General features: G+C 46.3%; 12 protein-coding genes. 5 read left to right on the forward strand and 7 right to left on the reverse strand.

Annotated features, from left to right (window positions below):
* The first annotated feature begins 21 nt into the window (after nt 1–21).
* Nucleotides 22–858, forward strand: coding sequence for an alpha/beta fold hydrolase (locus ACR64J_RS11340; protein WP_435949764.1), 837 nt, complete (start codon nt 22–24; stop codon nt 856–858).
* An 83-nt stretch (nt 859–941) separates the two neighbouring features.
* On the opposite strand, the gene ACR64J_RS11345 is transcribed toward ACR64J_RS11340, so the two are convergent.
* Nucleotides 942–1,178: a DUF1653 domain-containing protein gene (locus ACR64J_RS11345; RefSeq protein WP_435949765.1), complete on the reverse strand. Its 237-nt coding sequence runs from the start codon at nt 1,176–1,178 to the stop codon at nt 942–944.
* Between the two features lie 40 nt (nt 1,179–1,218).
* A complete protein-coding gene (gene tyrS, locus ACR64J_RS11350; RefSeq protein WP_435949766.1) occupies nt 1,219–2,430 on the reverse strand; it encodes a tyrosine--tRNA ligase in 1,212 nt (403 codons plus the stop codon).
* Nucleotides 2,431–2,549: 119 nt separating this feature from the next.
* On the opposite strand from tyrS, the gene ACR64J_RS11355 reads away from it, so the two are divergent.
* From ACR64J_RS11355 to ACR64J_RS11365, 3 genes are all read left to right on the forward strand, one after another.
* Complete coding sequence (locus ACR64J_RS11355) at nt 2,550–3,833, forward strand: anhydro-N-acetylmuramic acid kinase (protein WP_435949767.1); 1,284 nt, start codon at nt 2,550–2,552, stop codon at nt 3,831–3,833.
* A gap of 256 nt (nt 3,834–4,089) precedes the next feature.
* A complete protein-coding gene (fabF, locus tag ACR64J_RS11360; protein WP_435949768.1) occupies nt 4,090–5,433 on the forward strand; it encodes a beta-ketoacyl-ACP synthase II in 1,344 nt (447 codons plus the stop codon).
* A 134-nt stretch (nt 5,434–5,567) separates the two neighbouring features.
* The gene (locus ACR64J_RS11365) at nt 5,568–6,359 is read left to right on the forward strand and encodes a hypothetical protein (protein ID WP_435949769.1); all 792 of its coding nucleotides are present in this window, start codon (nt 5,568–5,570) and stop codon (nt 6,357–6,359) included.
* A 79-nt stretch (nt 6,360–6,438) separates the two neighbouring features.
* Here ACR64J_RS11365 and ACR64J_RS11370 read toward each other — a convergent pair whose 3' ends face one another.
* From ACR64J_RS11370 to ACR64J_RS11385, 4 genes are all read right to left on the reverse strand, one after another.
* Nucleotides 6,439–8,259 (reverse strand): aminopeptidase P family protein, encoded by a 1,821-nt coding sequence (locus tag ACR64J_RS11370; protein ID WP_435949770.1) that lies wholly within the window; start codon nt 8,257–8,259, stop codon nt 6,439–6,441.
* Nucleotides 8,260–8,499: 240 nt separating this feature from the next.
* A complete protein-coding gene (locus ACR64J_RS11375; protein WP_435949771.1) occupies nt 8,500–8,958 on the reverse strand; it encodes a hypothetical protein in 459 nt (152 codons plus the stop codon).
* A gap of 148 nt (nt 8,959–9,106) precedes the next feature.
* Nucleotides 9,107–10,693, reverse strand: a complete 1,587-nt coding sequence (gene lnt / locus ACR64J_RS11380; protein ID WP_435949772.1) for an apolipoprotein N-acyltransferase — start codon at nt 10,691–10,693, stop codon at nt 9,107–9,109.
* 179 nt (nt 10,694–10,872) lie between these two features.
* A complete protein-coding gene (locus ACR64J_RS11385) occupies nt 10,873–11,772 on the reverse strand; it encodes a transporter associated domain-containing protein (protein ID WP_435949773.1) in 900 nt (299 codons plus the stop codon).
* A 323-nt stretch (nt 11,773–12,095) separates the two neighbouring features.
* On the opposite strand from ACR64J_RS11385, the gene ACR64J_RS11390 reads away from it, so the two are divergent.
* The gene (locus tag ACR64J_RS11390; RefSeq protein ID WP_435949774.1) at nt 12,096–13,313 is read left to right on the forward strand and encodes an Lnb N-terminal periplasmic domain-containing protein; all 1,218 of its coding nucleotides are present in this window, start codon (nt 12,096–12,098) and stop codon (nt 13,311–13,313) included.
* 45 nt (nt 13,314–13,358) lie between these two features.
* Here the strand turns inward: ACR64J_RS11390 and ACR64J_RS11395 are convergent, their stop codons facing one another.
* Entirely contained in the window at nt 13,359–13,889 is a 531-nt protein-coding gene (locus tag ACR64J_RS11395) for a YcgN family cysteine cluster protein (protein WP_435949775.1), read from the reverse strand.
* Nucleotides 13,890–13,995: the final 106 nt, after the last annotated feature.

Below are 13,995 nucleotides of genomic sequence, written 5' to 3' on the forward strand. Positions count from 1 at the left end.
ATCATTCAAAAGGATATGAATATGCCCTATATAAAAGTCGATACTCAAGACAATCAACCCGTTAATCTATATTACGAAGTTCAAGGCAGCGGCAAACCTGTGGTACTCATTCATGGCTGGCCGCTAAGTGGACGCGCGTGGGAGTCACAGCTTATGGCTTTAGTCGAAGCTGGATATCAAGTCATCACTTACGATAGACGCGGCTTTGGTCGATCCTCCCAGCCTTGGGAAGCTTATGACTACGACACCTTAGCTCAAGATTTAAAGGCACTGATGGATGAGCTTGATTTGCAAGATGCTACTATCGTTGGGTTCTCTATGGGCGGTGGTGAAGTGGCGCGCTACCTTGGCAACTATGGATCTGAGCGTGTGAGTAAAGCCGTGCTGGCCTCAGCAGTGCCGCCTTATTTATTCAAGGCAGATGATAATCCTGATGGCGGCTTAGAAGAGGCGGATGTACAAGAGTTTTTGGATGGGGTCAGCGGTGACCGTATTGCCTTTTTAAATGACTTCACTAAGAACTTTTTTACGCCAAAAGACGGCAAACTGTTGGTCAGTAAGCCCATGCGCTTGTATAACCGCGATATCGCGTCATACGCGTCTGCTAAAGCCACTTATGACTGTGTTAAATCCTTTGCGTACACTGACTTTCGTGATGATTTAAAGAAATTCGATGTACCCACTTTAGTGATCCATGGTGATGCCGACCAAATCGTACCCTTTGAAGTCAGTGGTGAGCGCTCGCATGAGATGATCGCTGATAGTCAATTGCATATCGTTGAAGGTGGCCCACATGGCATTAATGTCACGCATGCTAAAGAGTTTAACGAAGCGCTTATTAAGTTTTTGGGTAGCTAATTGGCGTTATACTTTTACTTAAAGAAAAAAAGCGACCTTTATAGGGTCGCTTTTTTTGGGATGTTAAAAAGGTATTTTGATCATCAATCCGCTAGAGTTTTAATCAACTCAAAGCGTGGTACTTCTTTGTCATCTATCATAACCGTCTCAGCAAACATCGCAAGCGGTCGCACCCACACGCTGTATTCTCCGTAAAGACAACGATAAACCACTAGCGACTCTTCGGTTTCAGAATGCTGCGCGGTATGCAAGACTTGATATAGATTGCCTTTGTAATGACGGTAGATGCCTTGGGGTATGGATTGATATTTTTGCTTCATGCCTCTTGCCTTTTTTTATTTACCTTTAACCTTACGCGCTTTATGCCACCGTTACCTTAGCATAGCCCTTTTTACCTGCCTGAATGACTGCCGTCTGTCCTGAGGTTAAGCTAAATCCAGCATCAACCACTTCGTCATCGACTTTTACCGCGCCGCGTTTGACCATATCTTTAGCGGCTGAGTTGTTTTTGGCAAGCTGTGCTTGGTTTAGGATTTGAGTGATAAATAATGCATCTGCACCTTCTAAATCCAATGTAATCTCTGGCAGATCGACAGGCAACTCGCCATCTGCTAGCACATTACCAGCAGATTTGTGCGCATTAGCAGCCGCATTGCTATCATGGAAGCGCTCGATTAACTCTTCGGCTAAAATGCGTTTGATCTCTTGTGGATTACGACCGTTATCCATCTCCGCCATCAAGCTTTCAATTTCATCCATCGGCTTAAAGCTCAAAAACTCAAAGTAGCGACGGATAAGCGTATCTGGCATGGATAAAAGCTTTTGGTACATGGTGCCTGGCGCATCATAAATACCGACGTAATTGTTCAAAGATTTAGACATTTTATTGACGCCGTCTAAGCCTTCTAAGATTGGCACCGTGATACAAACTTGCGGCTCTTGACCATAGCGACCTTGGAGGGTTCGTCCCATCAAAATATTAAAGGTTTGATCGGTACCGCCAAGCTCAACGTCCGCCTCAAGCGCGATAGAATCATAGCCTTGTACTAATGGATAGAGAAACTCATGAATGGCAATAGGCGTTTGCGCGGCGTAGCGTTTGGAGAAATCATCACGCTCTAGCATGCGCGAAACCGTCAGCTGGCTTGAGAGTTGAATCATATCGCCCGCTGACATATCTTTGAACCATTCAGAGTTGAAGACAATACGGGTTTTATCTTTATCCAAAATTTTAAACACTTGCTCGGCGTACGTCTCAGCATTGACTTTGATTTGCTCGTCGGTCAACGGCGGACGCGTGCTATTTTTGCCTGAAGGATCGCCAATCTTGGCCGTGTAATCGCCAATCAAAAAATAAATCTCATGGCCCAGATCTTGAAAATGCTTGAGCTTATTGATAAGTACCGTATGACCTAAATGCAAATCAGGCGCGGTAGGATCAAAGCCTGCCTTGATACGTAGCGGACGATCTAGCTTGAGTTTAGCGATTAAATCGTCTCTGGATAACACCTCTTGCGTACCGCGTTCAATTAGGGCAAGTTGGTCTTCTAAGGTATGGGTTTGAGTGGTCATGAGAATCTCTTTATTGTCATTATGAAAAGGCTTACGCGTTTGGGCCAATTAGAATCTTGTAGCCTGTAAAAGATGGTAGAATTTGAGAGATATACTAGCGTTTTTTGAGGTAAATTGCCATGAGTAAGCCTGTGTCTGTTATTGATAATCAAAACCCCAACGTAGATCTAAGCGATGGCGAGGATATGTCGCTTGTCGATACCCTAGAGCAAACCCTGTTCGAGAACTTCAATGATGGTCTATATATCGGCATGATGTCAGGGACGAGTTTGGACGGTATGGACGCGGTATTGTGTCAGTTCACGGCGGACTCTAGCGCCGCACCTATGCAATTATTGGCAAGCTATAGCCGAGACTTCCCGCCGCGTCTGCGAGAAGTGCTGCTTGCCTTGTGTCAGCCTAATGGCGTGCAAGCCTTAACGCCAGTAGAGAGCGAGCCCAATAGCGAATTAGACTGGTTTGGCTGGGCCAGCAAAGCATATGGCGAGTTTGCAAGTGATGCGGTCAATACCTTGTTGCAACGAGCCAATATCGAGGCAGAGTCCGTGCTAGCTATTGGCTGTCATGGGCAAACGGTACGTCATCGCCCGCAGATGGGCTATACGTTGCAATTACTTGACGCCAATATTATCGCTGAGCGCACAGGTATCAGCGTGGTCAGTGATTTTCGCCGCCGCGATATGGCAGTTGGCGGGCAAGGTGCGCCGCTAGTACCTGCCTTTCATCATGCTCTATTCTCAGATGCACACACGACGCGTATCCTGCTAAATTTAGGCGGTATTGCTAATATCACCGTCTTGCCTGCTGGCTCAGATAAGGTGACTGGCTATGATACTGGTCCTGCTAATGTATTGATGGACGCTTGGACCGCGCTTCATACTGGTCGGGACTACGATGCCGATGGCGCTTGGGCGCAGTCTGGGCAAGTTGTTGAGCCGCTACTTAATCAGCTGATAGAGCATCCATTTTTTGCAAAAACTTATCCTAAAAGCACAGGGCGCGAGGACTTTAATCTAGAATGGCTACAAGATGAGCTACAAAAATTCGATCAAGCATCGGCTCATATTCGCTACTCATCCGCTGATGTGCAAGCAACTTTGACCGAGCTGACTGCTATGAGTGCTAGCGACCAGATCAATCAATTTATCCAATCTCATGATGACAGCATTGTGTATGTCTGCGGCGGCGGTGCGCTAAATAGTTATCTGATAACGAGGTTGCAAGCGCATTTGCCGCATACTAGTGTGCAGACGACTGAGGTTCTAGGTCTTGCGCCAACTTGGGTTGAAGCTGTGGCCTTTGCTTGGCTTGCGCGTCAAACGTTAATGGGTGAGACGGGCAATCTGCCTGCGGTAACAGGTGCTAATAAAAGCGTGGTATTAGGTCAGGTATGTTTTGCTTAGAGTAGACTAGATCTCATTGTGAATAAAAAATTCAAACACTTTTAAAAGGTTATCTACATTAATTTTGCATGGCGAACTGGCTCGTCTTATTTAAGTTTACACGCGTAAACTGATGTGTTTTATAATAGTTGCTATAATTTATGAACAATACGATCGATGAGCGCCCTACAGTCAGGGAAGACAAGCGCTCAGTACAGCAACACACATGTGCGCTGTACAAAACCCATTTTTAAACTGCAAGTATAGGACGATATATATGAGCCAAGCCACCTCGAATCAAGATCAATCCACCTACCAAAAACGCCGTAAAGCTGCGCATCATGAACGCTCTGATGAGATGCGCGTCGTTGTAACGGGTATGGGCGCGATAACACCTTTAGGACTAGACGTTGAGAGCACTTGGACAAGACTGCTAAATGGTGAGAGTGGTATTACGCCTATCACCCATTTTGATCCTGAAGAGTACCGCGCGCAAATCGCTGGTACGGTTAAAGACTTTGACGCCAAGCACTACATGAATCCTAAAGACGCACGCCGCTACGATGAGTTTATGCATTATGCGGTAGCGGCCACTTCTATGGCACTACACAATGCAGGCTACATTGATGAGATAAGCGCTGCTGACAGCCCGGTCAAAGATGTCGATCAAGAGCGCTTTGGGGTGATTTTGGGTTCAGGTATTGGCGGTATTCAAACTATTGAAAACAGCCGTGATATGCTACGAGATAAAGGCGCAAAAAAGGTCTCGCCCTTTATTATTCCAGGCTCTATCGTCAATATGGCAGCAGGTCTTGTGGCTATCAAACATACCTTAAAAGGTCCAAACTTAGCGACATCCACCGCCTGTACGACAGCGACGCACGCTATCGGACTGGCCGCACGACTCATAGCTCATGGCGATGCCGACGTCATGCTGGCAGGCGGGAGCGAAAAAGGCTCAAGTCCATTAGGTATCGCAGGGTTCGGCGCAATGCATGCGCTCTCTACGCGCAACGACGAGCCAACAAAAGCTTCGCGTCCGTTTGATAAAGGGCGTGACGGGTTTGTCTTAGGGGACGGCGCAGGAGTCATGGTGCTCGAAAGCCTCGCTCACGCTAAAGCTCGCGGCGCCAATATTTTAGCAGAACTGGTCGGTTTCGGTATGAGTGATGATGCCAGTCACATTACCGCGCCTCCCGAAGACGGTAACGGCGCTGCTCGAGCCATGCAAAATGCGCTCAACGACGCTGGCATCGAGCCGTCCGCTGTGGGTTATGTCAATGCTCACGGTACCAGTACTCCTGCAGGTGATGTTGCAGAATCATTAGCGATTGAGACAGTATTTGCCGATATCAAAGATAGCATACTCGTCAGCTCAACCAAATCCATGACCGGTCACTTGCTAGGTGCAGCAGGCGGTATCGAGGCGATATTTACCGTCTTAGCGCTACAGCATCAGCACATTCCACCAACGATTAATTTAGATGATATCGAGGATAACTGTAATTTAGATTACGTCGCCAATACCTCACGCAAAGTCGATAATCTAAAGTATGCGGTGTCCAATAGCTTTGGCTTTGGTGGTACTAACGGCTCTTTACTCTTTGCGCGTTGGACCTGATTTAAACGCTTAGATTGGTGCTTGATTTGTCTTAGCGCAATGCTCGCGTTAGATTACTACGTTTGTCCTCTTGCAGCCCCTTATCCGACTTGCGTATGATAAGGGGTAATTTTTAGCACTTTATGGAAGATATCATGTCAAGCTATTCATTCTCTCAACAATTCTACCAGCGCTGGACATATGCGCCTGAGCTGATACGCGCAGCTATTATTCAAGAGCTCACTGATATCACAACCTTACTCCAGCCTGAGACTTCATTTGAAGATTTTGTCTTTGACACGCATGATTTGGACGCCCATCTTGATGAATTATACGAAAATCATCATGCAGAACAAGCCATCGCTAAAGCCATTGCCGATAAGCAAGCTGCCGATGCCTTACGTTTAAAAGAACAAGAAGAGATAGAGGCTAAAAAAGCGCAAGAAGAAGAAAAAGCTTTGGAGGCAAAAGAAGCGGACAACAAGCGCAAACGACAAGAGGAGGCAGATGAGCAAGAGGCTAGGGCGCGTGAATCTATAGTTGAAGACACGATAGACAATGACACCGCGGGTACCGATGCTAATATTAATGTTAATGCTGATATTGGTAACGCCGATAGAAAAACAAACGTTTCAGATGGTCAGAATATAGCGACAAATGACAACAGCATAAGCGCAATAACCCAAAATGCGCGCACGCATACCGCTATTCATTTGTCTTTAAATGACAGTAAACTAAATGCTGATCACGAAAGCCTGATTCGTGAGCTTGAAACGAGTATTGACGACTATGTTAGCGAGCAAATGATGCAAATCTCTGAGAATCTCAAATCTTGGATGCGAGCTGAGGTGACCCAGCGCTTGGCTAGCGCCGATCAAGCAAATACGCAAAACGATGGAAATATTCCAGACAAAGCGCCTCTTAGTGATACAGATAATAAAGAATAATCTAAATACTACTTAGACTGCTAGTAATAAAAAGGCGCTGTCATCTAAACGACAGCGCCTTTTTTGATAAATCTAAAGGTCAAATAGCTTGCGTACGCTGGGTAAGCCACTCTAGAGCTGCTCCCTCAATACGATCTTGTAGCTCATTGTAGACTTGACTGTGATAGTCATTTAACCAATCGATTTCTACTCGATCTAGCAGTGACTTATCAATTAAACGCGTATCTATTGGACAATAGGTTACTGTCTCAAACTGCAAAAACTGACCGAACTCGCTGGGCTCAGATACTGGCGTATTGACTACTAAATTTTCAATACGAATACCCCATTTGCCCTCACGGTACAATCCTGGCTCGTTACTAGTGATCATACCTGTCCGCATCGCCCGCTCTTTGGTGTTACTGGCATTATAAGAGATGCCTTGCGGGCCCTCGTGCACGTTCAAAAAATAACCTACGCCGTGTCCTGTACCGTGACCGTAGTCCATTTGCGCTTGCCACAATGGCGCACGGCAAATCGCATCGATAGCAGGCGAGCTGATGCCTTCAGGGAATTTTGCACGCGCAAGCGCAATATGCGATTTGAGCACTAGCGTAAAGTCGCGTTTATGTGCACTAGTAACAGCGCCAATGCCGACGACACGGGTAATATCGGTAGTGCCGTTTTGATATTGAGCACCTGAATCGATAAGTAGCAAGCCACCCTCGCCTTCCAAATAGCTAAAACTCTCTGGTGTAGCGCGGTAATGCGGCAAAGCGCCATTTTCATTAAAGCCTGCAATCGTCGGAAAGCTCGGTGAGACGTAATTTGGCTGCTGACTGCGCACCTCAATGAGCATACGATCAACGTCCAATTCGCTCAAACGCTCACCTTTATCTAGTCGCGCTTCAAAGTCGCTAAAGAACGTACAAAGCGCCGCGCCATCTTGACGCATAGCTTCGCGGATATGCTCGATATCAGCCTCAGACTTGATAGATTTGAGCATAGTACTCGGTGCTGTTTGTTCAATGAAACCCACGTTATCAACAATCTGAGACAAGGTACCGACCGCCACTTTGCTTGGATCTAATAGCAGCAAATCATCAGGAGTCAATTGTCCTAGTGCATCTTTGATATCCTTGTAATCTGCTAAGGCAATACCGCTCTCTTTGAGAGAATGTTCAATATCACTGCTGACTTTATGAGTATCAATAAACAACGTTGCTTTGTCTGCGCTGATGAGCATATGTGATAAAAAGACAGGATTGTAGTCGACATCAGAGCCGCGTAAGTTAGTGAGCCAAGCAATATCATCTAGGCTAGATAGCAGATGATGAGTCGCGCCTGCATCTGTCATGCCTGCGCGAATGGCTGCTATTTTCGACGCCGCAGACTGCGAGACAAACGGCGCCTCATGCTGATATAGCTGAGCTGTAGGTAGCGTAGGACGATCTGTCCACACTTGACTAAGGACATCTCGATCAGTGATTAAAGTGATGTCTTGACCAGCAAAAGCGTCCAATAGTTTATCCTGCTCGCTGATAGAGAGCACGCTGCCATCAACTGTCACGCTATCGCCATCTTGCAACTGATCGGCTAACCATTCAACATGATTAGGCTCACCCAAAGCCAGCTTTTTTAACTCAATACCTGTATCTGCAAGCTCGCTCGCGGCATGTACCCAATAACGACTGTCTGTCCACAGGCCTGCAAAATCAGCGGTCACGACCAATGTACCAGAGGAGCCTGTAAACCCTGATAGCCATACGCGTGCCTGCCAATACTCAGGCAAGTACTCAGATAAATGCGGATCAGCGGTTGGGACGATAAGCGCAGAGAGATCTTGCGCTTTAAGAGTAGCTTGTACTTCGCTAATACGCTGCTGAATACTGGCTTTGGATGTTAGGGCTTGAGTGGACATAGAACCTCTTTTTTATTAGTAACATTGTCATAATGAGATAGCGATAGTATCTGTTTATAATGATTATCTGGCTATAGTGCTTATCTGGGGATGAGCGCCTATTTATAAACACTGATTATTTGTAAGCACTCTTTATTATAAAACGAGACAACAAAAAACTCGCCATCATAATATGAAGGCGAGTTTTTATGGTGCTAAGGCTTAGAAACAACGTCTAAATGATACTTTTGACTCAAAAACCTATTGCGCAGCTACTGGTGGATTAACCGTACCTGCGACTTGATCAGAAGGTCCAACCAAGTCAGTTTCGGCGACGGCTTCTTGATTAACAACACCGTCTGCTGTGGCCTCAGCTGCTTGAGTTGCAACGATAGAGTCACCCGTACTTGGATCTGGTGTCACTGTTGCAGCGCCTATTGTTTGATCCTCTAGTGCCGCTGATTCTCCAGCGCCCAAATCCGTATCTTCTGCGCCATCAGTAGCCGCAGGCTCAACGACAGCCGTATCTTCAGCAACGATAGCTTCTGCGTTTTCAGCCGCAACCGACTCCTCAGTTGCCTCGGCAGTGATATGCTCGCCTGCTGGACGCAAAAAAGCAGATATACCAATAAGTAAAACGATGGCTAAGAACATACCTACGCCAACTAGGGCGAACATGAACTCTTTTTTTGGATTGTTGTTGATGATATCTTCTGACATACCTTATCCACCTTGGACAAAAAATATTTTAAATTTGACCTATTATATCGCAATTTTTACCGATTTGTGAAAGCCCTTACCTATTTAAAGGACTTATTCGTAAAAATTTAGCCCGCAACTGTCTTTGGCAGTAATAAGCTAACCCTTGTTATCTTTTGCTAGGGGGCTGTGCTTGGGTGCGAGTACTGCTGCGACGGCTTACGTAGCTCAGTAACAGTAATATAGCGATAATAATTAAAATAGGATAATGACCGAAACGCATAAATGGCGTGTTGCCGACTCGCGCTTGAATATCACCGCGTAATACGGTGCGCTCAAACTGTGGCGCGCGCTCTACAATACGGCCTTTATGATCGATAATAGCCGTCACTCCCGTATTGGTCGCTCGCATAAACCAGCGCCCATTCTCAAGTGCACGCATCTGCACCATTTGTAGATGCTGCAAGGGTCCTGCTGAGGTGCCAAACCAAGCGTCGTTAGAGATGGTCAATAAAAAGTCAGTACCGATGGCATTTTTGCGCGTGGTATCAGGATAAGCGACCTCGTAACAGATGGCGGCACCTAGATTATGACCGCGTACGCGTAGCGGTGCCTGCTGATCGCTACCCTCGCTATAGCTCAAAATATCTTGGCTACCTGCCAGATCAGGCAGGATATCGAGCATACCCTCAAACGGAATGTACTCGCCAAATGGTACTAGGCGCTGCTTTTTGTACATGCCCTCAGCCTCGCTACCTAATGCAATGACGCTGTTATAAAAGGGGGCGTATTTATCCGTAGCGGGATCAAACGCCGCTTCATCTTTGTAAGGGATACCAGTAACCCAAGTGGTATCGGTCTCATTGGCCATCTTGACCATCTCATTGATAAAGGGCACCGCCTCTGTTTGAAACATAGGAATGGAGGACTCAGGCCACAAAACAATGTCGCGTCCCCACTCGCTGCGCGTCAATGTCGCATAGATTTTGAGCGTCTCTACCTGAAACTCAGTGAGCCACTTTAGATCTTGTGGAATATTACCTTGAATTAAAGACACCGATAGATCAGGAGTGCCCTTAGGCTTAGTCCACTGCGGATTCATCAGCCACAGTGAGGTACTAATAACCAAGAGCACTATCGATGCGACCATATAACCGCCGCGGCGACGCAGTAACTCAACTATACTCGCTGCCAATAGCACAGCGACAAAGGATACAGCAAACACACCGCCAACAGGCGCTAAGGATGAGAGCCAATACTGCTCAGTAAAGGCGTACCCGACAAATAACCAAGGAAAACCAGTAAACAGCCACGTTTTTAGCCACTCTTGTAATATCCAAAGCGCGGCAAAGGAAAACGGCTGGCGACCGACAAATCGGTTAAATATCAGCGCTAAAAACCCATGAAAAAGCCCCATACCAAGGCCCATAATCGCAATCAAAATTAGCGCGAGCCACATAGGCGTGTTGCCATAGACATGAATAGAGGTATACAGCCAAAACGCCCCCACGCACCACAGTCCCATCCCGTACGCTTCGCCGATGATAAAAGCACGGCGAGTGCTCATCTGCGGCATAAGTAGCGCATACAAAATCGCAGGCGATACTACGGCGAGTGGCCAGACGCCATAAGGCGCAAGCGCTAAGGTAAACATAGCACCTGCCAGCCAAGCAAGGATAAGCGCTAATGCAAGCGGCAATCCTTTAGTCTTAGCTGGATTTAAGCGTTTTTGTAAATCAGTGGTAGATAAGCGCATACAAGCATCCGAACCCTAAAAATGGCGATAATCAAATCCGCCTATCATAGCAGATAATACCTCGAATGAAGCAATAAAGACATAAGCGCAGTCGTACAACAAATAAGCAATAACATGCCTTTTTAAAATGCAAAAAAAACACGATCGCAATCGTGTTTTTTTAATTATTAACATTGTTCTCAATGACTACCAATCAATATCTTTTGCTCGCCGCCGACTTTGGTCAGCTCTAAATTTTGAATAAAGCGCCCTTCAACATCGGTGATGGTGATTTGCCAGTCGTCTATTTTGACGCTTTCACCTTGAAGATCACCGACATAGCCCAAAGTCTGCATCACAAGGCCACCCATCGTATCGACATCAGTATCATCAAACTGAGTACCGAGCTCGTCGTTACAATCCTCTATCACAGTCGAGGCTTGTACTCGCCAAGTATTGGGCTTGTTAGGATCAAGGACGATATTATTGATATCACTATCTTCATCAAAGTCATCGTGCTCATCAACAATGTCGCCGACGATTTCCTCTAATAAATCCTCCATCGTGACCACGCCGCCAAAGTTGCCAAACTCATCAACTACAATCGCCATATGCACCTGCGTACTTTGTAAGGAGCGCAGCAAGGTATCAGAGCGAGCATTTTCGCTGATATATAGCGGCTGGCGCACTAAGTCCTTTAAACGTTTACTATCAATTTTGTCATCTTGGTCGCGTAACATATGCACCAAAATAGGAATTAGATCTTTGGCAAGTAATATACCAATGACCGCATCATCATCTTGACTATCGAACACCGGATAGCGCGAGTGAGTCGTCTCGAGAATGATATCCATCACCTCAGCTAGACTCGTACTCTCATGGAGACCAACAACCTGCGGGCGCGGCGTCATAATCTCGCGCACTTGAGTGGCAGGTAGATCCAAAACGCCCTCTAACATATCTACTGTATCAGGCTCTAAGAATTGACGCGATTGCTGAACCAAGCCAATCAATTCGTCACGGGTTTCAGGGGCGGTCGATAGCCAGCGTTTTAAGCCGCGCATCGACCAACTACTCGGGCTAGGTGTGTCGTCAGACATGGTGATGTGATTTAACCTCTTGGTTGATGATCTTAAAATAAATCGTCTTTAACTTAGCAGCCTTTAGCAATGGGACCTAAAGGATGTCATTACAACGAATTAAAGGATTTTATGTGTATAACTGTAAACAAATGACGTTTTGAAATTAGCTTCACTTTATCGTAAGGCTCACCGACATTCAACGACAAATTTATCCAAATTGTATTGTCAGTGTGTTATAAACTTCATAACGTATCATCACCCCTTTACCGAGTTACTCAACGCTTATGTCACTACGCTCTTTTTTTACTCGTCTATTATCATATCGCACCACTGACAGCTCTATGTCTAACAAGAGGCCGGATAATAGACGCTCAAACCTGAGATGGTGGCACTATCTGGTACGGGTTTTGATTGCACTGACGCTTATCCTATCTGCCGTTTGGTTACTGCTCGCGATCTGGTATCAGTTCGGCGCGTACCATCCAATCACTTGGATTACAACTGCCATCACCTTGGGCTTACTCATACCTCTGCTGTCCGTAAAGTACTTATCAAAGCTCATTAACAAGGTGACGAATCAAGCTGGCGAGCACTCTATAGATCCCAAAAAAACCAGAAGACTACTCGCTGTTAGCTATGGCGTAGTATGGATAATCGGTCTGAGTTGGTTTTTTTCTATTGAACCCAAACAAGAGCGCGACTGGATGCCTGAGGTGAGCCAAAGGGTCACCTATGAGCGTGATATCAATAACCCTAACCTTATTACCTTTTATAACGTACGTAACTTTGATTGGCACACCGATGTCGATGCCGCCGAGCGCTGGGAGACGCGAGTGGTCGATATGTCTAAACTATCTGGTATCGATGTATCCAACTCTTATTGGATGGGGCCACTGATCGCCCATACTTTGGTCAGTTTTCGCTTTGAGGATGACAAGCCGCTATCGTTTTCATTTGAGATTCGTAAAGAAGAAGACGAGTCGTTCTCAGCGCTGGCTGGATTTTTTCGTCGTTATGAGCTAAGCCTTATTGCCTCTGAGGAGCGTGATATCATCTATACTCGTAGCAACGCGCGCGGCGAGCAGGTGTATCTGTTTCCTATTAGCCATTTGCAACGGCATGAAGTCCAAGCTCTTTTTGAGTCTTATTTGACTGCTGCAGATGAGCTTAATGCCAAGCCTGCTTGGTACAACACTTTGGTGAGTAACTGCACCAATATTATCTTTTATATGGCGCGTGTCGTCAGTGGAGATCGTCTACCATGGGACTATCGGATCTGGGTCTCAGGCTGGTTGCCGAACTATCTATTTGACGTCGGTATGCTTGATGCCAACCCCGATAACAGCGGTCAGCCTTGGTCAATGGATACCTGGTATGAGCGCACTCATATCAATCCCAAAGTTCAAGGGTTTGATAATCGGATCGAGCGCGTAACAGATGATCAAAGTAGTGACTTTTCAGCTCAAATCCGCCAAGGTATTCCTATTCCGCCTCTGGCTGACACGCAAATAGAAGCTGAAACTAAAGCAAAATCGGCGGCGATGGCGTCACAGGAGTAAAAATCGTCTTTAAAACTAAAATATTAGACGAGACTAAATAAAAACCTAAGGCGTCACCCAAGTTACCACGCGATCCTCCATCTCTTCATCCAAGATGCCCGTTTCAGATACGCAGCGCCCTGCTACGCCCACGTTGGCCGCGCGCATTTGCTGCTGGGTTGCGACCGCATCGTGGGTCAGAAGTAGATGCCATTCTGGTAGCGCCTGCCCTTTATATAGCCTTTTATACGCGCAGTGCTCAGGCAGCCACATCATCGTCGGCACCTTATCGGGCGTGAGTTGAATACAGTCAGGCACATAATGCTGGCGTGTGGCGTAGTGCTGACAGTAGCCTGTGGCGCAGTCCATGAGCTTACAAGCGACATCGGTATACTCAACCTCTTCTTCGTCATCGCCGTTGTCCATAAACTTAATCAAGCAGCAGCTACCACAGCCATCACACAGCGCCTCCCATTCGCTGTGATTTAGCTCATCAAGCCTATAGGTTGACCAAAACTGTGGGCGCAAAATCTCAGTCTTGGGTTCTGAGTGCGCAGGTAAGCTCACAGCATTTTTACTTAGTAAATTGATAGTCATAAAATTGTAGTAGCATTTTGATAAAGAGCGTTACAGTATTATAGCTGTTTTTGAGTGAGATGGGCGCTAAGGTAGTACGGGTCAAACCAATGATGATTTTTAATTA

The organism is Psychrobacter sp. DM8, assembly GCF_051307025.1.
Lineage (GTDB): Bacteria > Pseudomonadota > Gammaproteobacteria > Pseudomonadales > Moraxellaceae > Psychrobacter.

Excerpts from the sequence above, each read along its gene's own strand:
- ACR64J_RS11340 (WP_435949764.1), top strand. The coding sequence starts at position 22 with ATGCCCTATATAAAAGTCGATACTCAAGACAATCAACCCGTTAATCTA.
- ACR64J_RS11345 (WP_435949765.1), bottom strand. The coding sequence starts at position 1,178 with ATGAAGCAAAAATATCAATCCATACCCCAAGGCATCTACCGTCATTAC.
- tyrS (WP_435949766.1), bottom strand. The coding sequence starts at position 2,430 with ATGACCACTCAAACCCATACCTTAGAAGACCAACTTGCCCTAATTGAA.
- ACR64J_RS11355 (WP_435949767.1), top strand. The coding sequence starts at position 2,550 with ATGAGTAAGCCTGTGTCTGTTATTGATAATCAAAACCCCAACGTAGAT.
- fabF (WP_435949768.1), top strand. The coding sequence starts at position 4,090 with ATGAGCCAAGCCACCTCGAATCAAGATCAATCCACCTACCAAAAACGC.
- ACR64J_RS11365 (WP_435949769.1), top strand. The coding sequence starts at position 5,568 with ATGTCAAGCTATTCATTCTCTCAACAATTCTACCAGCGCTGGACATAT.
- ACR64J_RS11370 (WP_435949770.1), bottom strand. The coding sequence starts at position 8,259 with ATGTCCACTCAAGCCCTAACATCCAAAGCCAGTATTCAGCAGCGTATT.
- ACR64J_RS11375 (WP_435949771.1), bottom strand. The coding sequence starts at position 8,958 with ATGTCAGAAGATATCATCAACAACAATCCAAAAAAAGAGTTCATGTTC.
- lnt (WP_435949772.1), bottom strand. The coding sequence starts at position 10,693 with ATGCGCTTATCTACCACTGATTTACAAAAACGCTTAAATCCAGCTAAG.
- ACR64J_RS11385 (WP_435949773.1), bottom strand. The coding sequence starts at position 11,772 with ATGTCTGACGACACACCTAGCCCGAGTAGTTGGTCGATGCGCGGCTTA.
- ACR64J_RS11390 (WP_435949774.1), top strand. The coding sequence starts at position 12,096 with ATGTCTAACAAGAGGCCGGATAATAGACGCTCAAACCTGAGATGGTGG.
- ACR64J_RS11395 (WP_435949775.1), bottom strand. The coding sequence starts at position 13,889 with ATGACTATCAATTTACTAAGTAAAAATGCTGTGAGCTTACCTGCGCAC.